This is a genomic window from Campylobacter concisus (assembly GCF_902460875.1).
Taxonomy (GTDB): domain Bacteria; phylum Campylobacterota; class Campylobacteria; order Campylobacterales; family Campylobacteraceae; genus Campylobacter_A; species Campylobacter_A concisus_AA.
The window spans coordinates 102,489-121,752 of the sequence record NZ_CABPVR010000005.1 but is presented as its reverse complement, the minus strand read 5'-3'; the positions used below and the strand labels follow the sequence as shown (position 1 = coordinate 121,752).

General features: G+C 35.4%; 20 protein-coding genes and 1 other RNA gene. 7 read left to right on the top strand and 14 right to left on the bottom strand.

Annotation, left to right across the window (positions count from 1 at the left end; translation table 11 throughout):
- Positions 1-66: 66 nt before the first annotated feature.
- From F3H01_RS03385 to F3H01_RS03340, 10 genes are all read right to left on the bottom strand, one after another.
- Positions 67-600, bottom strand: coding sequence for an ATPase (locus F3H01_RS03385; protein ID WP_149724838.1), 534 nt, complete (start codon positions 598-600; stop codon positions 67-69).
- Between the two features lie 1,639 nt (positions 601-2,239).
- The gene (locus tag F3H01_RS03380; RefSeq protein ID WP_149724837.1) at positions 2,240-2,443 is read right to left on the bottom strand and encodes a helix-turn-helix domain-containing protein; all 204 of its coding nucleotides are present in this window, start codon (positions 2,441-2,443) and stop codon (positions 2,240-2,242) included.
- A gap of 27 nt (positions 2,444-2,470) precedes the next feature.
- Positions 2,471-2,887: a hypothetical protein gene (locus F3H01_RS03375; RefSeq protein ID WP_149724836.1), complete on the bottom strand. Its 417-nt coding sequence runs from the start codon at positions 2,885-2,887 to the stop codon at positions 2,471-2,473.
- Positions 2,888-3,281: 394 nt separating this feature from the next.
- Complete coding sequence (locus F3H01_RS03370; RefSeq protein WP_149724835.1) at positions 3,282-3,731, bottom strand: hypothetical protein; 450 nt, start codon at positions 3,729-3,731, stop codon at positions 3,282-3,284.
- Positions 3,728-4,105: a hypothetical protein gene (locus F3H01_RS03365; RefSeq protein ID WP_149724834.1), complete on the bottom strand. Its 378-nt coding sequence runs from the start codon at positions 4,103-4,105 to the stop codon at positions 3,728-3,730. The genes F3H01_RS03370 and F3H01_RS03365 overlap by 4 nt, the downstream gene beginning before the upstream one ends.
- A gap of 9 nt (positions 4,106-4,114) precedes the next feature.
- The gene (locus F3H01_RS03360) at positions 4,115-4,570 is read right to left on the bottom strand and encodes a DUF736 family protein (protein WP_149724833.1); all 456 of its coding nucleotides are present in this window, start codon (positions 4,568-4,570) and stop codon (positions 4,115-4,117) included.
- A gap of 74 nt (positions 4,571-4,644) precedes the next feature.
- Positions 4,645-5,226 (bottom strand): hypothetical protein, encoded by a 582-nt coding sequence (locus F3H01_RS03355; RefSeq protein ID WP_149724832.1) that lies wholly within the window; start codon positions 5,224-5,226, stop codon positions 4,645-4,647.
- 443 nt (positions 5,227-5,669) lie between these two features.
- Positions 5,670-8,585 (bottom strand): phage/plasmid primase, P4 family, encoded by a 2,916-nt coding sequence (locus tag F3H01_RS03350; protein ID WP_149724831.1) that lies wholly within the window; start codon positions 8,583-8,585, stop codon positions 5,670-5,672.
- On the bottom strand, positions 8,578-8,970 hold the full coding sequence (locus tag F3H01_RS03345; RefSeq protein ID WP_149724830.1) for a hypothetical protein: 393 nt from the start codon (positions 8,968-8,970) through the stop codon (positions 8,578-8,580). The genes F3H01_RS03350 and F3H01_RS03345 overlap by 8 nt, the downstream gene beginning before the upstream one ends.
- A gap of 110 nt (positions 8,971-9,080) precedes the next feature.
- Complete coding sequence (locus tag F3H01_RS03340; protein ID WP_149724829.1) at positions 9,081-9,341, bottom strand: helix-turn-helix domain-containing protein; 261 nt, start codon at positions 9,339-9,341, stop codon at positions 9,081-9,083.
- 130 nt (positions 9,342-9,471) lie between these two features.
- Here F3H01_RS03340 and F3H01_RS03335 point away from each other — a divergent pair, with 130 nt between their 5' ends.
- The 6 genes from F3H01_RS03335 to F3H01_RS03310 all read left to right on the top strand — a co-directional run bounded on the left by F3H01_RS03335 (position 9,472) and on the right by F3H01_RS03310 (position 14,740).
- Positions 9,472-10,152 carry a helix-turn-helix domain-containing protein gene (locus tag F3H01_RS03335; RefSeq protein ID WP_149724828.1) on the top strand — a complete coding sequence of 227 codons (681 nt, stop codon included), beginning with the start codon at positions 9,472-9,474 and terminating at the stop codon, positions 10,150-10,152.
- A gap of 64 nt (positions 10,153-10,216) precedes the next feature.
- On the top strand, positions 10,217-11,698 hold the full coding sequence (locus tag F3H01_RS03330; protein ID WP_149724827.1) for a restriction endonuclease: 1,482 nt from the start codon (positions 10,217-10,219) through the stop codon (positions 11,696-11,698).
- 262 nt (positions 11,699-11,960) lie between these two features.
- Positions 11,961-13,022 carry a GNAT family N-acetyltransferase gene (locus tag F3H01_RS03325; RefSeq protein WP_149724826.1) on the top strand — a complete coding sequence of 354 codons (1,062 nt, stop codon included), beginning with the start codon at positions 11,961-11,963 and terminating at the stop codon, positions 13,020-13,022.
- Positions 13,000-13,371, top strand: coding sequence for an ASCH domain-containing protein (locus F3H01_RS03320; RefSeq protein ID WP_149724825.1), 372 nt, complete (start codon positions 13,000-13,002; stop codon positions 13,369-13,371). Before F3H01_RS03325 ends, F3H01_RS03320 begins: the two co-directional genes overlap by 23 nt.
- Positions 13,372-13,377: 6 nt before the next feature.
- Positions 13,378-14,280 carry a hypothetical protein gene (locus F3H01_RS03315; protein WP_223155344.1) on the top strand — a complete coding sequence of 301 codons (903 nt, stop codon included), beginning with the start codon at positions 13,378-13,380 and terminating at the stop codon, positions 14,278-14,280.
- Complete coding sequence (locus F3H01_RS03310; RefSeq protein ID WP_149724824.1) at positions 14,267-14,740, top strand: N-acetyltransferase; 474 nt, start codon at positions 14,267-14,269, stop codon at positions 14,738-14,740. The genes F3H01_RS03315 and F3H01_RS03310 overlap by 14 nt, the downstream gene beginning before the upstream one ends.
- A 310-nt stretch (positions 14,741-15,050) precedes the next feature.
- Here the strand turns inward: F3H01_RS03310 and F3H01_RS03305 are convergent, their stop codons facing one another.
- The 3 genes from F3H01_RS03305 to F3H01_RS03295 all read right to left on the bottom strand — a co-directional run bounded on the left by F3H01_RS03305 (position 15,051) and on the right by F3H01_RS03295 (position 17,274).
- Positions 15,051-16,250, bottom strand: coding sequence for a tyrosine-type recombinase/integrase (locus F3H01_RS03305; RefSeq protein WP_149724823.1), 1,200 nt, complete (start codon positions 16,248-16,250; stop codon positions 15,051-15,053).
- A gap of 234 nt (positions 16,251-16,484) precedes the next feature.
- Positions 16,485-16,843, bottom strand: a transfer-messenger RNA (tmRNA) gene (gene ssrA, locus F3H01_RS03300).
- A 26-nt stretch (positions 16,844-16,869) separates the two neighbouring features.
- Complete coding sequence (locus tag F3H01_RS03295; protein ID WP_084042130.1) at positions 16,870-17,274, bottom strand: phosphorelay protein; 405 nt, start codon at positions 17,272-17,274, stop codon at positions 16,870-16,872.
- An 85-nt stretch (positions 17,275-17,359) separates the two neighbouring features.
- Here F3H01_RS03295 and panB point away from each other — a divergent pair, with 85 nt between their 5' ends.
- Entirely contained in the window at positions 17,360-18,169 is an 810-nt protein-coding gene (gene panB / locus F3H01_RS03290) for a 3-methyl-2-oxobutanoate hydroxymethyltransferase (RefSeq protein WP_149724822.1), read from the top strand.
- A gap of 47 nt (positions 18,170-18,216) precedes the next feature.
- Here panB and F3H01_RS03285 read toward each other — a convergent pair whose 3' ends face one another.
- Complete coding sequence (locus tag F3H01_RS03285; RefSeq protein ID WP_149724821.1) at positions 18,217-19,257, bottom strand: bifunctional 3,4-dihydroxy-2-butanone 4-phosphate synthase/GTP cyclohydrolase II; 1,041 nt, start codon at positions 19,255-19,257, stop codon at positions 18,217-18,219.
- Positions 19,258-19,264: the final 7 nt, after the last annotated feature.

The following is a 19,264-nucleotide window of genomic DNA, read 5'->3' as shown; positions in this document are numbered from 1 at the left end:
TCCTTTACTTTTAATAAGATTTCGGTTATAATTAACCTACAATTCACCGGGGGCGCTTTAAAGCCCTCACTCAAGATATCCCTTTAAATCTTCATTAAAACAGCATAAAATATCATCTATAAAAAGCTTTAAATTTTCAGGATCTATACCTACTACTATGCCATCTAAGTTGGTTGATATACGTGGTGTGCCATCGGTGTTTAGCTTATATAGATTTTCCCAATGTAAGGCTCTATTTCTAATAGTTAGAAGTAGTGAATAGCATATCTTTACTTTTTTATAATTTAGCATAGTGCTTTTGCTTTGCCTATTAAATTTAGAGTATTTTGATAAATTTAACCCACGTAGATCTAGTAGATCGTTGTGTATTTTATTTTGATCTATTAGCCTACACCAATAACCAAAAGTCTGGCGTGATATGAAAACACTATCTATGTTTCCTAAAATTTGTGCTGTTTTATTTCTTGTAATGATTTCGATGATGCCAAGTTTTGGTGCTAGTTGGCCAATAAGTAGCAGATTTGCTCTATGCTCATCATCACTAGCGTATGCTTTTAGTCTATCTACTGAAAAAAGATCGTTAAGCTCTTTGTACTGCATGTCTAACCTTTGTTTTTTATAATTGTGCAATTTTATCAATTTTTTATTCAAACTATTCGGCTTGTGTTTAGTTTAAGGTTTGTCCGCCTCAATTAGTAGGATGTTGGCAAAGATTATCATAGGGTGATCGCAAGCAAGTAGCGGTGCGGGCCGGTTTTTCACTTGGGAGCGGTGGCGTAAGTTCGAACACCAATAGCGGCCAAAGCAAGTAATGAGATGGCTCGTCGGGGTGGGGTGAGTGTGTGAGTTTTTAAAGGCAAAACCAGCCCATTTTTACATATTTGGTGGTTTTTGGTGTGGACTTGACCTGCTTTGTGGCTTTTTGATGTGTGGTTGGCGTGGACTTGGCTTGTTTTGTAGCTTTTTGGTGCATAGGTAGCCGCTGTTTTTGGTGTATGGCGGCTAATTTGACTGGATATCTACTGCAAAAAAACAAAATTTGCACGCTGGTTGTTGTCTATTTTTTTACTTTTTTGGCAAAAACGGCTTAAGGTTAGTTTGGCAAAAATGGTCAAAAAATGGTGTGAAAATTTAGTCATGAAAATTATACTTTTCAATACTAAAAATAATAAAGTGCCTAAAATACGGCTTTTGCGTGTAGTAAAGAAAAGTGTTTTAAGGTTAGAGCGAGCAAATTTGACTAATTTTTAATGAAAAATGACGATTTTGTTTAAGGTTGGAGCGGCTTTTTGAAAGATAGATTAGTTTTATTTTTTAAGCTTTGGTATGGTCTGTGGTAAGATTTTGATAGTGTGAGAGTGCAAAAATCGCAACTGTCAAAATTTCTTTTACAGTTCCGGTTGTATGGTTTGATAGCGTGATGATGCGGAATGCTTGGGCGTGTGAGCTTTGAGATGAAAACTTGTATGGTTCTTGATCTGGTGCGTCTGAGACGGCAAAGCTTTGGGCGAGCCTTGGGCGAAATGCGCGGGAATTTGTGGATTGTTTCTTGCTTATGGTTAAGAGATTACGAAAAATTACGAGGCAATTTAATGTGCCTAGTGGTCTTTGTGTGGGCGTGCTAGCTATGTTGGCTTGGCTGGCATGTGTGTTGGTTGGTTTGTGTGAGCTGCTTACTAGATCAAAGCTAGCTATAAAATCTTTGATAGGGGGGGCTATGAACCCATTTGGCCTGCGCCATACAATACTACGGCCACACTAAAAATTTTAAAATTTTTCAAACTTTTTTCATATTGTTGGCAGTTAAAATGGCGACAATATCCAAAAACGCACTTTAATCTAATCTGCTTATAAAAAAATAAGTAGAAATTTCTTTGATAAGCCAGCCACTTTGCCGCGCTAGCGTTGGAGCTTGCGAGTAAGGCGGTTGCGCTAAATTTTTAACGATCGTAACTAAACGCTCTTGTAGGCGTTTTAGTAGCATCAAAGAAAAGATGTTTTGATAAATTTATAGGGTGCGGCGAGTTCGCCGCTTAGTTTTATGATATTTTACTTGGATTATAGGATTATACGCTACGTAATCGCTAGCAAAAGAGTATTTGGATAAGCTAGCCTTGGGTCTTGGACTTTTTAGCATAATCATAGGCTATCATCACAAGTAAGATAACTATAGTAACTGTACCTATGGTTAAAATCGCATTCATGTTTGTCCTTTTCTCATTATTTTAGCCAAAGTCCTTTAAAACCAAGGTGATGAGACTGCTGAGGCCTCAAGAAAAGCCATGATCTCGCTTTTAGAATAAAGGACATTCTTGCGAGTGACGGCATACTTTCTAAACTTGCCATCTCTGACGTAACGCCACAAGGTTACGGCATTGCACTTTAAAAGCTCGCAAGCTTGTTTAGTTGTGATAGGATCTGTTATAGGTAAAAGTGGTGTCATTTTTTATCCTTTAAATTCCGCGGTAATCTAAACATCTCTATTAAACCTCCTTTTTTCTCGAGCAAAATATGCGCCTAAGCCTGCGTTTTTTAATTCTGGCGCCTTTAAAATTTCAAAGAGTTTTTCTAAGATTTCATCTACTTCTAGATCGGGAACATCCAAATCTATTTCAAATACAACCCCTGTCTCCTCAGGCTTGAAGCGGCATCGGCTGCCTCTAAAAGAACGGCACACGATATAGATCTCAAACTCCCAATAAAAGCTGATGCTGCAAGATACGCGCGCATTTTTTGTTTGTATTTTGCTTATCCTGTCCCCCAAGAGGCTTAATTTTGCCAGTACCTCTCTTAAGTCACTAAGACACATAAAACTCTCCTTAAATAGTTTATTTTCCCCATATCCTAATCCACATGTTTCCTCTATGGAAACACCTTTTGTATTCATTTTCTAATCCTTTCTACTATATTTTTAATCTCTCGTAGCTCGTCCACCCAGGCTCTGTATGGCTCTCTATTCGATCTTAAGGCTAAATCCATCTTTACTTTTAGACTATCGAGCCGTTTTTCAAGCACCGCTAGCTCCTCGATTGTCGCTTGCAAAATCTCTTATACCATCGTGGTTAAAATGTTTCATTTAAGGCTTGTTTAAACCTATCTACAATGTCTTTAAAGAGCCACACCGGATGTCTTAAAGTGTCGATAGGCATAAAAATAATCGCCAAAGGTAGCATTATTAAAAAACAAAAAAATAAAGCAGAGTGCGACCCATAAACTTATTAATATACTATTGAATATTGTTTTTCTTAATTTGAGAAATTTAGCTTTCATTGTTTACCCTTTTAAATATTTTCAATGTAAAAATACGCTAGGTTTTGGCTGTCCTCGGCTTCCTTGCTGTATTTTGTGTCGTAACTTTTATTTAGAATATACGCTATCTTATCTTTATTGCAAGCGTAAAATTCTGCTAGGATGGGTGCTAGCCTCTGCCCTTTACGGTTGTTTGGTGCAAATTTTAGATAGAGCAAATCACAAGCAAGTTGTGGTGCTGTCGTGCTAAAATCATTTTTGCAAACCCTAGCCTTGTTATCTAGCGCTGCTATTTGCAGGTCTATGCGTTTTTGAAATTCATAATAATGCTTAACAATGGGCGTCATTGCATCGATCAAATCTGTTATAAATTTGCTCGCCTTTTTGTTGATGAAAAGCCCCAGTTCTTCTGAGCTATCCATCTTTAAAAATGAGTAAGCCATCACAAAGATGGCTGCGTCTTTTAGCTCGGCTGTTGTCATTTGATTTTTAACCTCATGGCATCAAGAATATCGCCTGGATCGTAAATAGCGTAGTCTTTGATAAAGGCGTGCCTTATCTCTATGCCGATGCCCTCTGAGCCTAGAATAAGCTCTTTGTCGCAGGTCTTTGTGCTAGGGACAAATAAAGCGCCACAACTATCAAGCTGTTTTAGGCAAATCGCCATAACCTCGCTATAGCTAAGGTTTTTATAGGCTGCATTGTTTAGAACTGGACTAAAAAGCTCATACCTTTCATCTCCGTTAAAATACTCATTGGCTTCTGCTAGTGCCTTGATCGCCACCTCTCTTGCCTTTTTCTTATTGTTCCCAAATACCGAGTATGGACTACAAACGTAAATTTTAATTATTTCCATCTTGTATCCTTAAAATGGTATCTCTTGATCATCTACGTAAAATGTAGTCTCATCGCTAGGTGGCACATCTTGATAGTCGCTTCGTCTTGGTGCGTTCCAAACGACATCATATAGCACACCATCTTTAGCATTCTCACCAGCGTTAAAAAGAGCTATATATACTTTATAGCCTGGCACTGCCGGTGTTTCTATGAAGCCACTTAAATAGCTTTTTGTACCATCTTTGCTCTGTCTGCCCCATAGTGCGCCTATTATCTGCCTACTGCCCTCGTAGCCTTTTGGCTTTTGAAGGGCTAACTGAAAGCCTGGAAAGTCTTTGTTTTTCTTCCTCTCTTCTGCGCTAGTGCTAAGCATAACTACCTCTATGGGTCTTAAAAATGGGATCATGATAGTTCCACCTGCGTAGCCGATCTCTTCGCCATCAGCGTTTTTGTAGCTTTTGCGTTTAAAATATCCTACATTCATCTTTTTTCCTTTATAAATTTGCTAAATTTTGAAATACTGCCAAAACAAAAACCAAAATAAAAGCCAGTATAAGTCTAAGAGCTAGCTTTTTCATCCTGCACCTCTGCGTCAATGACATCGTCCTCAAACTCAACCTTGACCCCATTTAAACGAGATAAGAGTTGCTGAGCTGAAACCGCCTCTGGTGGCATGATGGCCATGCGGTCTAGCATCTTGTCGCTTCTGCCAGCCGAGAGAGAAGAAATAAATTTTACTCTCTCAAAGTCCTCTGCACTAACTACACCAGTTTCCCTTTGTCTGGCTACAATACGCCTTGCCTCACCCTCCATGATTTCATAGCTAGCAGCTAACAAAACATTGTTTCGCTCGATATCAACCTTGGTGTTTTTAACCACGGTTTCTAGGCTTGATCTTTGAAGCAAATTTCTAGTTTGCTTATCCTCGCTCATGGCTAGAGTTACTTTGTTTCGTAGGGCTTGTACCCAGTTAAAATCCTTTTTCCAGCGATTTATTGAGCTGCTTGAACCTTTTAATCCTAGAGCATCAAGCTTTGAAGCTAGCTGCTCCTCGCTAATAGGCTTATAATCGCTCTCAAACGTCGCACTTTCGAGATATATCTCAAAAGCCTTTTGCTGCGTTTCGTTCATCTGCTTCATCTATTTTCCTTTTTTGGCTCGCTTGGCTCATGTGGCTCATAATCACTAAAAAATAGTGAGCCACCCCAAACCCCTAGAATACGTAATTTTATAAAATCTTTGGCTCATAAGTTTAAACTTCTTGAGCCAGCAGTTAAATACGATTTTATCGGTATTTAATAGCTTAAGATTTCTCTTTGGCTCATCATTTTTTATATATATAGCTATGAAAAAAATTTTTAAAAATAAAAAAATAATTTCAAACCAATATAGGGGCAAAAATGGCGAGATTGTGAGCCAAAAGCACGCCAAGCCCCATAAAAACGGCTTTTTGCTGGCTCAAGAAAAATAAAAATCGTGAGCCAGAAGTGAGCCACCCAGATGTAAAACATCTATCAAACGCCCTAAAATAGGACGCTTTGTAGATATTTTTAGTTAAAATCATCGTGAGCCACAAGAAAAGGTTAGTTTTCATCGGCTTTTGCTCCATTGGCTTGATAGTGGCTTATCTGGTTTATGATAAGTTCGCCACCGTTTTCTATCCTTACACTATCAAAGTCAAGATTGTCGCTGCTTACCCTAAAACCAAAAAAGCACCTTGGTCTATCGCCTACTCCAATATAGTTTGCTGACATGCGTTTTTGACCATAAGAGCAACTTATGCCAGCAAGGGTTAGCTCGTCACGTAGGGCTTGAACAAAGTTCTTTTGTGTGATAGGTTTACCGCCTTTATCGTTCATGTATGCCAGATAAACCTTATAAAGTGGCACTGACGGCACAAAATAGTCGGCATCTGCAATAATCGCATCTTTAACAAAGGTGCGAAGCGGATTTACACTATCTTTATACTCTTCAAGCTCAGTTTGCATACGTTTAGAGCGAGTAAATTTGTTCTGAATAATAAGGCGTTTTAGTCCTTCAAGAGCTAGATTAAAGATACCTCCTAGCTCATCATTAAAACGATCGCTAAGACCTCTTATTTTCTGATTATCTTTTACTTCTTTATCAAACACAATAAGCAACATTCGTCTAAAAACGCCATTATCTATGCCACTTTTTGGCTTTTCATTGCCAGCAAATGCTAGCTTTGGCTTCTCATTTGGAAGCAAAGAGTAGGGCTCTTCGTTTTTTGGGTTTATAGTTATCGCATCTTTTGTGCTGACGATAGCTTTTAAGTTCGCTAGCTGTCCTTTGTCGGTGCCGTTTTTGTCGATCTCAGAGCCAATGTTTAAGAGCTTGTTTGTAAGAGCGCAAAGTTGATGCCCTTCAAACTGCTGAAGCTGGAGAGATGAAACATTGTCCTCACCAAAAAAGTTTCTGATGGTGTCTAATATAACACTCTTGCCGTTTGCGCCACTTTTGCCGTATAAAAACAAAAAGCTTTCAAACTCATGGCTAGGAATAAAGCAATAGCCAATAAACTCCATAAGTGTTTTTATGTCGTCTTCATCGCTCATAATATCGCGTAAGAATTTGTTCCACTTTGGACACTTGGCCGAAGGATCGTAGTTAAATTTTAAGATATTTGTAGCAGCATCTTTATAGTCGTGCTTTTTCTTAAATGTAATAACGCCATTTTTACTAATAAAAATCGTGCCATTTAATAAATTTATGACACGGCGAGATTCGTGAGATTTTATCTCATCTAAATCTAGCGATAAGCTGGTTAGATCCTCGACTATCTTATTGACGTTTTCGCGGCTTTGTTTTTTCTTGTCCACATATGCAGCAGCCATCCAATGAGAGTGAATAAATTTGGCCAATGCATTTGTATCTATCTGCATGAAATGATTACTCGCCCAAACGTGCAAATTCTTTTTATACTCACCCAGACGGTAGCCTAGTTTTAAAAAAGTCTGATTTAGACTTGCTACCATATCTGTAATATGCGTTTGATGATAGTTTGTACGCATGGTTTTATTTATGCGGAAAGCATCGCTAAAAGCTTTTGAAAAACGCTCGAAATTTTGCTCCTCTTGCTCGGTTAAAAGGAAGCTTTGGATATAAGCTTTTTTAAATTCCTCATATCTCTCGCCCATTTTTCTTTCTAGCTCTTTTGCATAATTCAGCACTTCATCGACATACTTGTCGTCAAGTTCGCCTTTTACTGGAAAGATATTTATAAAATTACCTTCTTCGTCTCTTGCCAGTATCTCGGCCTTGATTTGGCGAAATTCTTTTATAGGTAGATTTTGTTTAAATTTATCTAGCTTTGCCGAAAGGTTCGGAAAGTATTCGCATATCTCATCTATAACGACGTTTGTTGGTTCAAAACAGCTAAAGGCCACTACTTCAAGTGGGCTAGCGTTTTGAAATTTATAGGCGTGATCATAGAGATAATCGCTAATATCATAGCCTTTTGAAAAGTTTTTGCCGATCATATAAAATAGCACTATTCGTACGCTTCTAGCTACATCTTTGATCTCATAAAATTTCTTTATCGCATTTTCATATCCGGCCTCATCGTGATCAAACCAGATAAATATATGCTTGTCTCTTAGAAGTTCTTTGTATTCTTCCCAGCTAGCAGTTACGCCACCAAGTGTCAAGGCGCAGACATTAAAACACATCAAATTTAATGCGTCTTTCTCGCCTTCGCAAATGACTACATTACTACCTTTATAATCATCGTAAAAATTTAGAGGAAAAGGGCTAGCGTGTGCGCCGCTTTCGCCTATCCACTTTCCAGGCATTCTCTCACTTGTTAGCTCGCCCTTATGTGTGTCATAGGCAAATTTCTCTCTATATTTGATATTTATAGGTGCGCCATTAGCGTCTCTTATGATGATCGCTAGACTTTTATGCTCAAAGCTATAACCGATAAGTTCGCGGCTATATGAATCAAAGTTATTGATTTGTATTGGGAATAGTGCTGAAATTTGATCTTTGATAAGATCGTAATTTTTAAGCTTATTTTCCACAAGTTGCGGTGCTATTTTTGCCAAACGAGCTTTAAGTGCGACTTCTTTTTTGGCTCTTTGTTCAGCTTCTTTTTTTACGCGTGCTTCGTTTTCGGCTTTTATCAGTGCTTGATGTTCTTCATAGGCCTTTTTCTCTTCCTCGCTCATCTCTTTTGCATTGATCGTATTTGGTATATCAAAATGATCGCAAACTTTCTTGGCAGCTTGAAGTGGAGAGATATGCTCTTTTAGCTCAACAAATTTTGTTATATCGCCACTGGCATTGCATGCAAAGCACTTAAAGAATGCACCATTAGAATCAGAATTGATGCCAAGACTTGGTGTATTATGACCATGGTCATGAAACGGACAAAAAGCATTTCCGCTTTTAAACTCTATGCCATAAACACTTTGCACAAAATCTTTAAAATCATGCTTAGATATTGTTTGTTTTATCGTTTGAAATATATTGTTATCCATTGTTCACATCCGAAAAAAGACTATTTTCTTTTATAAATTTCTTTAAAATTTCTATGACCTCTTGTGCAAACTCAGGATTTTTAAAACGAAAACGTCTAAAATAAAAATAAATTGCAGCTTTATTTTTGCCAGTATGCTTTGAAACGTAGTCCGCGATCTCGCTTTCGCTTGATGCACATTCAAGTGCTTTATAATACATATCTGCCACTTCATCAAAATGTGGACAGAGGTAATTTTGCTTAACGAAAAGGGCGTGCTCATATATCTTAAAACGATCATGTCTGTCATGCTTGCGGTCAAGATAGCTTAAATTTTGTAGATTTTTCTTGCACGTTTCAAGTATGCTAGCGTGATCTACTCTAATATACTCCCTCATCGTTGTCATGATCTAGCTCCTTTTTTTAAAAAACAAAGCTAACATGCCAAGCGTAAGCATAGCACCGCCTACAAAAGCACAAACAACTACGGCAATAACGCTTAAGGCAAATTGCTCAGTCATGATCTATCCTTTTTGTTAAAAATTTCGCCTTCGCCGAAGATCAACCACCTAAGCGAGATGTCAAATTTCTCCACAAGCAAGAAAATCCACGACAAAGGTGGTCTGTTTTCTTTGATAATACTCCAGTAAGAAACCCTGGTGGTATTAAGCACCTGCTTTGCAAAGTCACTTTTACCGTAATCAAGCAGTCTTCTTGCCATATCTATACGTTGCGTAACGGCTACGATATCGAACTTAACGTTTAGTTTTTTATCCATTTAAAAACCCTTTTTACGCTATAATGTTAAGAATATTTAACATTTCAGTTAAATTTTAAAGGAATTATACCTGCAAAATCCTTTTTTGTCAAGGTAATTATAGGTAAAAAACCTTAAAAAGGAGATTAAAATGAGTCAAGTGGACGAAATTTTGGCTCGCGTGAGATTTTCTCTCGGAGTAAAAAACGATACAGGGTTGGCGGAAATTTTAGAAATCCCATACAAAACCTTAGATGGCTGGAAAACGAGAGGTGCTATTCCAAGGGCTAGGCTTTTAGAAATTTCAGCCAAACTAAATGTATCTCCGCAATATTTAGAGAGCGGCATAAACGTATCAAATGGGCATTTTATAAACGGAAATAACGTAAGCGTGGGAAACTATCACATAGGACAAAGCTCAGCAAAAGACGAAGATATCGAACTCATAAATGCCATAAAAGAAAATGATCCGAATAGAGAATATAAAAATTTAGAAGACTTAAAAAAACGCTTATTTATAAAGACAAATGACGAGTTTATGAAAATTTTTCAACTAACAAGAGAAGAGCTTAAAAAAATCACATTTAGCGGAATACCGCAAGAAATGGCCGCTGCAGCGCATGCAATAGAGCGGAAAATACGCGGTATCTTGCTAGATCCTGGCGAGGCCACCGGCTTAAACGAGTATGGCCTCATAAAAATAGAAGGCGGAACGCGCGAGCTAGTGGGGGACGATATAAAAATAGCCTATCTACTAGCTTATGCAAATAAAGAGTTTAAACAAAACGTTTTAAAAAAGCTGGAAGCTTTTAGAGAGCTTTCGAAAATTTAAGAGAGCTACAACTGAAGGATAAAAAAGAATAGCCATTGTGGACAAAATTGATAAGTTTTTTTAAATGATGACAACCATACTCATAATTTTGCTACATCTTTTATCTTGTGGTTTTTTGATACTTGGCTACATCGTAATAGAAAAAGAAAAACATGATGGTGGCTATATTTTTTTAATTATTTCAGTTACCGTTACTACTGTTGCAGTATGGTATGCAAATAAGGTAGAGGAAAAAGAAGTGGAGCTTGAAAAAAACAATTTAAAAAAAGCTATACTTGAATTACAAGAAGCAATAAGTGAAAATCTTAAATACGAGCATATTTTACCTAAAAACGACGAATATAAAAAGCGTTGTAATATCCATTTGTATGAATCAGCAAAAGAAAAATACAGTCAAGAAATAATTAATGATGACGACGATATAAACGAGCTAAAAAGAAAAATAGCGATATTTAAAAATTTTAGAGAGCAGCAAAATAGAATATTTAAAATAGCATATACGTTAATGAATGAAAATAAAGAGTTGGCAGAAAAAGTAGCGGACATAAACGTAGATTTCTTTATAGAGGAAAATAATATTCCTATATTAAATTTTAGAAATTTTGAACTAGTGGATCGATCTGTTTTGTTGACTAGTTTGTACTATTATGATAAATGTTTTTGGGGAATTAATGATAAAAGACTTGATTTTTTAATTGAAAAAAATGATATACTCAATGGACTTTTAAGACAAAAAATAGAATTAAATCAACAGTATTTATCTCCATGTGAGCATAAAATAGTAATGGCTCATCTAAATCCAAATAAATGTCCTATATGCCAAAAAGAATTTGATAATTTTTTGATAAAAAATGATCCAAAAAGATATCAACAAAAAATTTTAGACGAATATGAAAACGAAAGAGCATTTAGGAAGCCTGAAGAGATAGGCGCTAGATACGAAAGATACATAGGATATTTATATGAGATAAACGGATACAAAGTAGAGTATAACGGTATAAAAATGGGCAAAAAAGACGATGGGATAGACATAATTGCAACAAAAAGGCGAGAACTAATAATCATACAATGCAAGTGGTATAAGGAAGATAGTCAAATACATAGCAATACAATAAGACAACTAAATGATAATTTAGCAGAGCGTATAACGGATAATCCAAACAAAAAGGTTGTTGGGAGGTTGTATTCTGCTTACGACAATCTTGACGAGCAGGCACGTGCGAGGCTGGCAAAAACACAGATAGAGCATATCGTATTGCCGTATGACAACGAATACCCAAAAATAAAATGTAATATTAATGACGATAATGGAGAAAAGATATATCACTTACCTGGTGTAGGCATGTATGATTACATAAAAATAAATGTAAATATAGGCGAATTTTATGTAAAAACCATAGAAGAAGCTGAAAATTTAGGTTTTAGGGGTATAAAAAAAGAGTTAAAGGCGATACATGAGGCGCAGCAAACTCAGGCGGAGAAAGAGCAAAACGAACCGAGTGAGGATGATGCAGAAATGGAAGCGTTAATAAACGGCGGCGCGTGATGGTTGATGTAGCCGAAGGCATGAGCTAGTGGGAGATGATATAAAAATAGCCTATCCGCTAGCTTATGTAAATAAAGAGTTTAAACGAAATGTTTTAAAAAAACTGGAAGCTTTTAGAGAACTTTCGAAAATTTAAGAGGTTGCTGCAGAGTGTTAGACTGGATGATTGGCCTTTTTTAAATTGAATTCAATGGGATCGAAGAAGGTTGAAATCAAATATTTTTTTTGGTACAATTAGCAAGGAAAAGTTAAAGGGTGTTGAATGTCAAATATTAAAGAGAAATATATACGTGAAATTGATGTATCCGATTTATTTTTTGACTCTTTAAGGCAAGACTATAAAGGCTTTAACCAATGGATAGAAAAGAAAGCAAATGCTGGCGAAAAAGCATATTTGCTTTTTGACAATAATAATAAGATAATAGCTTTCCTATATTTAAAAATAGAAAATCAGGTAGATAACACAGATATTAGTCCCGCGCTTGATACTAACGTACCTTGGTTAAAAATAGGAACTTTAAAAATAAATGCGCATGGAACAAAATTAGGAGAACGCTTTGTAAAGAAGATTTTTGATTTTGCTGTGTCAAATAATATTTATAATATTTATGTAACTGTATTTGAAAAACAAACCCCATTAATAAAACTATTAGAAAGATACGGCTTTACTAAGCATGGAAAAAAGATCGACGAGATAGTTTTAGTGAAAAATATATCATTTTCAAGGCAGACATTGAAAAATAATATATTGTTAGATTACCCAGCGGTTGATACCACATGCAACAAATATATTTTGAGTATTTATCCAAAATATCATACGGGCATGTTTTCAGACTCCATGCTAAAAACAGAGAATTATGATATATTAAAAGACATGTCGGAATCAAACAGCATTCATAAAGTTTACATAACAAATATGTTGGGTGTTGAACAGCTAAAAAGAGGCGATTGTATACTTATTTATAGAACAAAGGATAATAACGCTCGAACTGCGAACTATTCATCGGTTGTGACCTCTTTATGTGTTGTGGAGGAGTACAGGGAATTATCTAGTTTTGACAAATTATCCGACTTTATTTCATACTGTAAACCGCATAATATATTTACTGATGATGAATTAAAAGGTATATTTATCCATAAGACATATACGAAAATAATAAAAATGACCTATAATATATCATTCAAAAAGCGTGTTATTTTGGATACAATTAGAAAAATTATAGGCCATGAAAAAACATATTGGGGTTTTGTAAAATTAACAGATGAAGCTTTTTCTGCCATCTTAAAAGAAGGGTTAGTAAATGACAGCATTATTGTCCATTAAGCCAGAATTTGCCGAGGCTATTTTTGGAGGCACTAAAAAATTTGAGTTTAGAAAAGTTAAATTCAAAAAGAATGTCGACAAGGTCAAGGTATACGTTACAAAGCCAGTAGGAAAAATTATAGGGGAATTTATGATTGATGATATTTTGGAGGCAAGTCCAGAAGAGCTATGGGATAAAACGAGTATGGACGCTGGCATAGATAAAGAAAGATATCTAAAATACTTTAGCGGTAAAAACACTGGTTTTGCTATTAAAATTAAGCATGCAAATAGATACAAAAAAGCGATTTGCCCTTATTCAGAGTACCCTAATTTTGTAGCACCACAATCATTTGCGTATATTGGATAAAAAACTATGAATAAAAAAAACTCAATCGCATGGCCTATAGCAATTTGTGCAGATTCTGATATTGCAGACAAAATAGAAGCTATACTTCACATCAACCTGTTTTTGCCAAACAATAACGAAAACTCATATATTGAAATTGGGGTATTGGTATCCAGGAAAGAATACAATAACATTAGTAGAAACTTTAATATAAATATCACACTCCCTTTTAAAATATACAAAACTGATTTTATAGACATCAAGGATCGCTTGTGTGATGGTAAAACCATAAACATGATATTTAACGAAGAAACACATCTGGATAAAAATAAATCAAGTTTTAGATTAAAAGAGTATGACCTTGGTAATATTGAGCTCTGTAATACCACCATCAACAATGATACAAGTATTACAATGAGCGTAAAGGAACAACAAAAAAATAGTTATTTCAGATTTAGAGTTACAAATATTAAGGATAAAATATCTGACACAATGCTCTCAGGTACTACGGCTAACCCTTTTATTAAAGCTATAAAAATCACCGGCATATCTATAAATTTGGATAGACGCTTTACAAAACAAATAGATAATAAAATAAAATTTAAGGAAATTAATGCATTTATTATACTAGATTCTACTACGGAACTACTAGAAAAAAATAAGTCAATAAAAAGTTTTAGGGTTTTGGAGGATGATTTGTGGCGTGAATATATAGATTATGATACCGATTTAAATATGACGGTCTATCAGTTTAAGGAGAGTAATCTTAGTGGTGGGTGCATAGAATCGTATCAACTCTTTTTAAAAAGCCTTCATCATAAAAGTTCAAAATTTGAAAAATACAAATTCCTGTTATTCGTGGTGCTCGTAGCTATAGTGTCTAATTTTATTTATGACCTTATAAAGTGTTTTTTTAATGATATTCTATGACCCCTCAATTGTCTTAACATCAAATCACATTTTGCCTATAAAGGCAGATATACAGAATAAATATGTATTATACGACTATATCAAAGAGGCAAAAAAATACTATCCAGAATTTGATGCTTGGTATTTTATTAACGTAATACCATCTTTAAAAAATGGAACAAAAAAAATAATAACTTCTTGTAACGAAAATGATTTAAGAGGTTTGGCTATTCTAAAATACAGTGAGAAAAAGATATGTCACTTATCTATCATGCCCCCTTACAAGAATAAAGGATACGGAATAAAACTTTTTAAACAAAGCTTTATGGAATTAGAAACAGAAAAACCATTTCTCACGGTGTCGGAAGAAAAATTAGTAGAGTTTAAGCGCATATTTGAATATTTTAGATTCGAACTTACTGATGTTATAGATGGCTACTATAGAAAAGGTAAGAAAGAATATTTTTATAATCAAGTATAGCTTACCGACTCATTATAAATTTACTTTGTCTCGTGAAAATAGATTTTTCCTATCAAATTTTAATCTTTATTTTATAGCTACTTGTATCCATCTTGGGTTTATACCCCTTACAAAAAATTAATAATTTTATACATTTTTTAGAAAACTCATAATCTAAACTATCCGTAAAAAGTGGAGAGTTTAGATAGATAATGACTTAAATTTAATTGAACAAGCCTTTAGTGAGCTAGAAAATCATAATGCATCACAAGGTTTGTAAAAATTTTTTAAATTTATACCCTATACAAAATAATACATAATATCTTACATATTATTTTACTAACTCATCCAAATAATCTGCCCACCACTGCATTAACGTCTTCATATCTGCTAAATTTTGAGCTCTATTGTAAGCTTCTCTTACTTTATCCTTGTCCTTGTGTGCAAGGCAGCGTTCGATAATATCAGCATGGCAGCCATGCTCATTTCTTTTTTCGTTGGCCATAGTTGAAAACATCGCACGAAAGCCATGAGAAACGATCTCATCTTTGCTATATCCCATGCGTCTTAGTGCTGTATTTAATGTATTTTCACTCATTGGACGGCTCTTAGATAGTGTGCTGGGAAAAAGATACCCTTCAGTTTTTCCACAAATTTTGGTGTAGTCTTTTAATAAATTTACGACTTGATCAGCTAGTGGTAGTCTAAAGGCCTCTTTCATTTTCATTTTATCCGCTTTAATTGTCCAAATTTTGGCGGATAGATCAAACTCGTCCCACTGGGCAGCCCTAACATTAAATGGACGCATAGCCGTATAGATCGCAAGCTTTAGTGCAACTTTTGTTTTTATGTCACCATTATATCCATCTATTGATGCAAGCAGTGTGCGTATCTCGTTTTCGTCCGTGATCGTAGGGAAATTTTTAGGCTTTGCGGTTTTAAAAGCGTATTTGAAATTTATATCGGCCACGACGTTGTGAGCAACTATCTCATAGGTGACGGCGTATCTAAAAATTTGATTTAGTAAGATAAATACACGCTTGATGGTTTCTAAATTTCCAGCTTTTTCTATGATCTTTAATACATCTATTATTTCTACTGCTTTTATATTGTCCAATGGCCGATTGCCTAAATACGGTGCAACGTGCTTGTTAAAAATCAAATTTTGTTTTTTTAAGTAGTTTGGAGTTATGTTTTCGGATTTTATATCTAGCCATTTTGTAGCGATGTCGTTTAGTGTTGTTTTGTTGCTCTTTTTACTTACTAGCGGATCAATACCATCTAATATTTGAGCGGCCAACTCTCTGCGTTTTTCTCTGGCGGCTGAGAGGCTAAGATCAGGATAATTACCCAAGGCAATTCGGCGTGTTTTTAATGTAAGAGGACTTTTGTATTCAAGTGCAAAAAATTTACGACCGCCTGGCTCTATAAAAATAAACAAATTTTGCCCATCAGATTTTTTGTAAACCTTATCTTTGGGTTTTAAAGCCCTTATGGCCGTATCCGTCAAGGGAGGGTTAATTTTTGGCATTTTTGTCCTTTAAGTGTCCGCAAGCCCCTAAAAATCAAGCGACGATTTTTTACGGACATTTTTTGGCGGACAATATTTTATCCTTTAAATTATCCGTAAAAAGTCCTTAAAGGCAATTACAAAGGCTTAAAAATATTGAAAACAATTTAAATTAATAAAATATAACAAAAGTCGTTTTTGTCGTGCTTTTATAAAGGTTTTTAAAAAGATTGAAAAGGATTAAAAGGTATAAAATGGTGGAAGCGAGGGGGATCGAACCCCTGTCCAAAAACAAAATGCATACAGCCTCTACACGCTTAGCAAAAGTGAAAATTTCATCTAAAAAGGCTCACTTTCCAAAACCAAAATTTAGACTAAGACTAAAATTTCAGCTAGCAAGCAGTCACTTTGCGAGCCTACTCTAGCTAAATTACTTACTTTTGTCCTAGCTAGAATTAGACTAAGCAAGGCTCAACTGAACTTACGCAGCTTTAGCGTAAGCAGGAGCGAAATTAACGTTGTTTGCGTTTAAATTTAATTTGAGCTTTTTACGCTTTGCTCAAAGCGACGTGCCACCGTACACACTCTGCTCCTGTCGAAGCCAAGTCGCTCCCAAAAAATAAAATGGTTAGTGAATTATTTAGTTAAGTTTTGCAGGCACATCAATGATTTTTGGTTCAAGAACGCTAAAATATTCAAAATCGTTCTCGACGTCATCTTTATATTTATTAAACTGATCGCTAATAAGTAGCAACCAATCTATAAATTTATCATTTGCTGGCCCTTTTAGACTTCTTGCTTCTTGAGCTATCTCTTCAGCTAAAGTTGTAAGCTTTAATATCGGATCAAGATGCATGAATCCTGCTGCTGATTTAATATTATGAAAAATCCTAGTAAGCTCTAAGATACTATCTTTATATTTATCAGCTCTTCCTAAATTTATTATCAAAGGCTCGAGTAAATCGCACATTAAAGCATAGTGAGATAAAAATTCTTCAACTATATCATAAGAGTAATCTATTTCAAGCCTTTTTAATATACCCATTTTTATGTCCTTAAGAAATTGGCGTAATTGTAGCAAAAATTTGATAAAATTGTTAGCCTTTTAGCTAAAATCCTTGGAGCTTGCAATGAAAAATGAAAAAACTCAGATGAAAAAACTAAGCATAAATGATATAAAAAACAAAAAAGGCATTGAGCCTATTGTAATGATAACTGCCTATGATGCGTTATTTGCTAAGCTTTTTGATGATTATGCTGATATTATTTTGGTTGGCGATAGCTTAAATATGAGTTTTAATATGCAAGAAAGCACGATAAGTGCGGACATGAATACCATGCTTTATCATACAAAGGCCGTTTGTAACGGAGCTAAAAATACTTTTATCATGGCTGATATGCCATTTGGTAGCTACACAAATGAAAAGCAAGCGATAAAAAATGCGATGAAATTTTTTAAACAGACAAATGCCGATGCAGTAAAGCTCGAAGTTGGCATGCACCAAGTAAATTTAGTAAAGCGCCTTTGTGAAGAGGGCATAAATGTTATGGCTCATATCGGTTTAAAGCCTCAGTTTTATAAATTTGAAGGTGGTTATAAGATAAAGGGTAGAAGCGAGATCGAGGCAAAAGAATTAATTGACGAGGCTTTGGCGTTTGAGCAAGTTGGAGCATTTGGTATCTTGCTTGAGGGTACGATGAGTAGCGTGGCTAGCGAGATAACAAAGCAGGTTCATGTGCCAGTTATTGGTATCGGATCCGGAGTAAACGTCGATGGACAAGTACTTGTGTGGTCTGATATGCTTGGTTTTTTTGAAGACTTTAAACCAAAATTTGTAAAACGCTATCTTGATGGAGCGGATATTGTAAGAAAGAGTGTGCAATCCTACGCAAATGATGTAAAAGGCAAAATTTTCCCAAGTGAAGAATTTTGCTATTAGGATGATTAATATCCGCGTTAAATAAAAAGCGCTAAAAGGCTATCTATTTAAATTTCTTTATAGCCCTTTATATCAAGACCAAAACCTGCAAGGCTTACAAATTCTTTATTTTTATTTGAGCTTAAAAGCTCAATTTCGCTTATGCCAAAATACTTTAAAATTTGTGCCCCAATGCCATAATCTTTTTGTGAGCTTGCATCGCTTTTATTGCTGTCTAAAAATAGTAACACTCCGCCATTTTTATTTAAAAAATCCAATGCCTTCAATAAATTATCAAATTTATCTCCGCTTAAAAGCTCATGATCTTTACTTATTTTTTGAAATTTTACATTAGTTTGCGCTTTTATCTCCCCGAAAATATAGGCAGCGTGATTTTTATTTTCGTGATCTTTTATGTCATATCTTTTCGCTTCAAAACCACAGATTTTTACACTCTTTGCGGGCAAAACTTCTATTAGGCTTTCGTGGCTAAGTCTGTATTCTACTAATTCAGAAACGCTTATCATATTTAGGTCAAATTTTTTACAGAATTCTTCCAAATAATCACGTCTTGCCATTGTGCCATCTTCTTTTACGATCTCACAAATCGCTGCCATTGGGCTAACTCCAGCGAGTTTGCAAAGATCAACTGATCCTTCAGTGTGACCTGTACGAACGAGGATACCACCTTTTTTTGCAATAAGCGGAAATATATGCCCAGGCCTTACAAAATTTTCAGGCACTGAATCAGTACTAGCAGCAAGTCTAATCGTCATATCTCGCTCATAAGCACTTACGCCTGTCGTTGCTTCCTTTGCGTCAATTGTGACAGTAAATGCGGTTTCGTGACTAGATGTATTTTTAGAAACCATTAGTGGCAAATCAAGTCTTTTTGCGTTTGCTTCATCCATCGCAAGGCAAAGCACGCCTTTTGCATGAGTGATCGCAAAATTTACCTTTTGCATATCGCTGCTTGCCGCTGAAAAGACCAAGTCTCCTTCATTTTCACGGTCCTCATCATCGACCATAATTACCATTTTGCCATTTTTTATATCTTCAATCGCTTTTAATACATTTTCAAATTTATAAAACTGAGGCTTTAAACCGATATGAGCC

What these genes read in the sequence shown, in the direction of transcription:
- panB (WP_149724822.1), top strand. Translation starts at nt 17,360, where the DNA reads ATGAAAAATGAAAAAACTCAGATGAAAAAACTAAGCATAAATGATATA.
- F3H01_RS03345 (WP_149724830.1), bottom strand. Translation starts at nt 8,970, where the DNA reads ATGACAACGATGAGGGAGTATATTAGAGTAGATCACGCTAGCATACTT.
- F3H01_RS03380 (WP_149724837.1), bottom strand. Translation starts at nt 2,443, where the DNA reads ATGACACCACTTTTACCTATAACAGATCCTATCACAACTAAACAAGCT.
- F3H01_RS03375 (WP_149724836.1), bottom strand. Translation starts at nt 2,887, where the DNA reads ATGAATACAAAAGGTGTTTCCATAGAGGAAACATGTGGATTAGGATAT.
- F3H01_RS03350 (WP_149724831.1), bottom strand. Translation starts at nt 8,585, where the DNA reads ATGGATAACAATATATTTCAAACGATAAAACAAACAATATCTAAGCAT.
- F3H01_RS03340 (WP_149724829.1), bottom strand. Translation starts at nt 9,341, where the DNA reads ATGGATAAAAAACTAAACGTTAAGTTCGATATCGTAGCCGTTACGCAA.
- F3H01_RS03360 (WP_149724833.1), bottom strand. Translation starts at nt 4,570, where the DNA reads ATGAATGTAGGATATTTTAAACGCAAAAGCTACAAAAACGCTGATGGC.
- F3H01_RS03305 (WP_149724823.1), bottom strand. Translation starts at nt 16,250, where the DNA reads ATGCCAAAAATTAACCCTCCCTTGACGGATACGGCCATAAGGGCTTTA.
- F3H01_RS03320 (WP_149724825.1), top strand. Translation starts at nt 13,000, where the DNA reads ATGACAGCATTATTGTCCATTAAGCCAGAATTTGCCGAGGCTATTTTT.
- F3H01_RS03385 (WP_149724838.1), bottom strand. Translation starts at nt 600, where the DNA reads ATGCAGTACAAAGAGCTTAACGATCTTTTTTCAGTAGATAGACTAAAA.
- F3H01_RS03370 (WP_149724835.1), bottom strand. Translation starts at nt 3,731, where the DNA reads ATGACAACAGCCGAGCTAAAAGACGCAGCCATCTTTGTGATGGCTTAC.
- F3H01_RS03295 (WP_084042130.1), bottom strand. Translation starts at nt 17,274, where the DNA reads ATGGGTATATTAAAAAGGCTTGAAATAGATTACTCTTATGATATAGTT.
- F3H01_RS03355 (WP_149724832.1), bottom strand. Translation starts at nt 5,226, where the DNA reads ATGAAGCAGATGAACGAAACGCAGCAAAAGGCTTTTGAGATATATCTC.
- F3H01_RS03325 (WP_149724826.1), top strand. Translation starts at nt 11,961, where the DNA reads ATGTCAAATATTAAAGAGAAATATATACGTGAAATTGATGTATCCGAT.
- F3H01_RS03315 (WP_223155344.1), top strand. Translation starts at nt 13,378, where the DNA reads ATGAATAAAAAAAACTCAATCGCATGGCCTATAGCAATTTGTGCAGAT.
- F3H01_RS03330 (WP_149724827.1), top strand. Translation starts at nt 10,217, where the DNA reads ATGATGACAACCATACTCATAATTTTGCTACATCTTTTATCTTGTGGT.
- F3H01_RS03335 (WP_149724828.1), top strand. Translation starts at nt 9,472, where the DNA reads ATGAGTCAAGTGGACGAAATTTTGGCTCGCGTGAGATTTTCTCTCGGA.
- F3H01_RS03310 (WP_149724824.1), top strand. Translation starts at nt 14,267, where the DNA reads ATGATATTCTATGACCCCTCAATTGTCTTAACATCAAATCACATTTTG.
- F3H01_RS03365 (WP_149724834.1), bottom strand. Translation starts at nt 4,105, where the DNA reads ATGGAAATAATTAAAATTTACGTTTGTAGTCCATACTCGGTATTTGGG.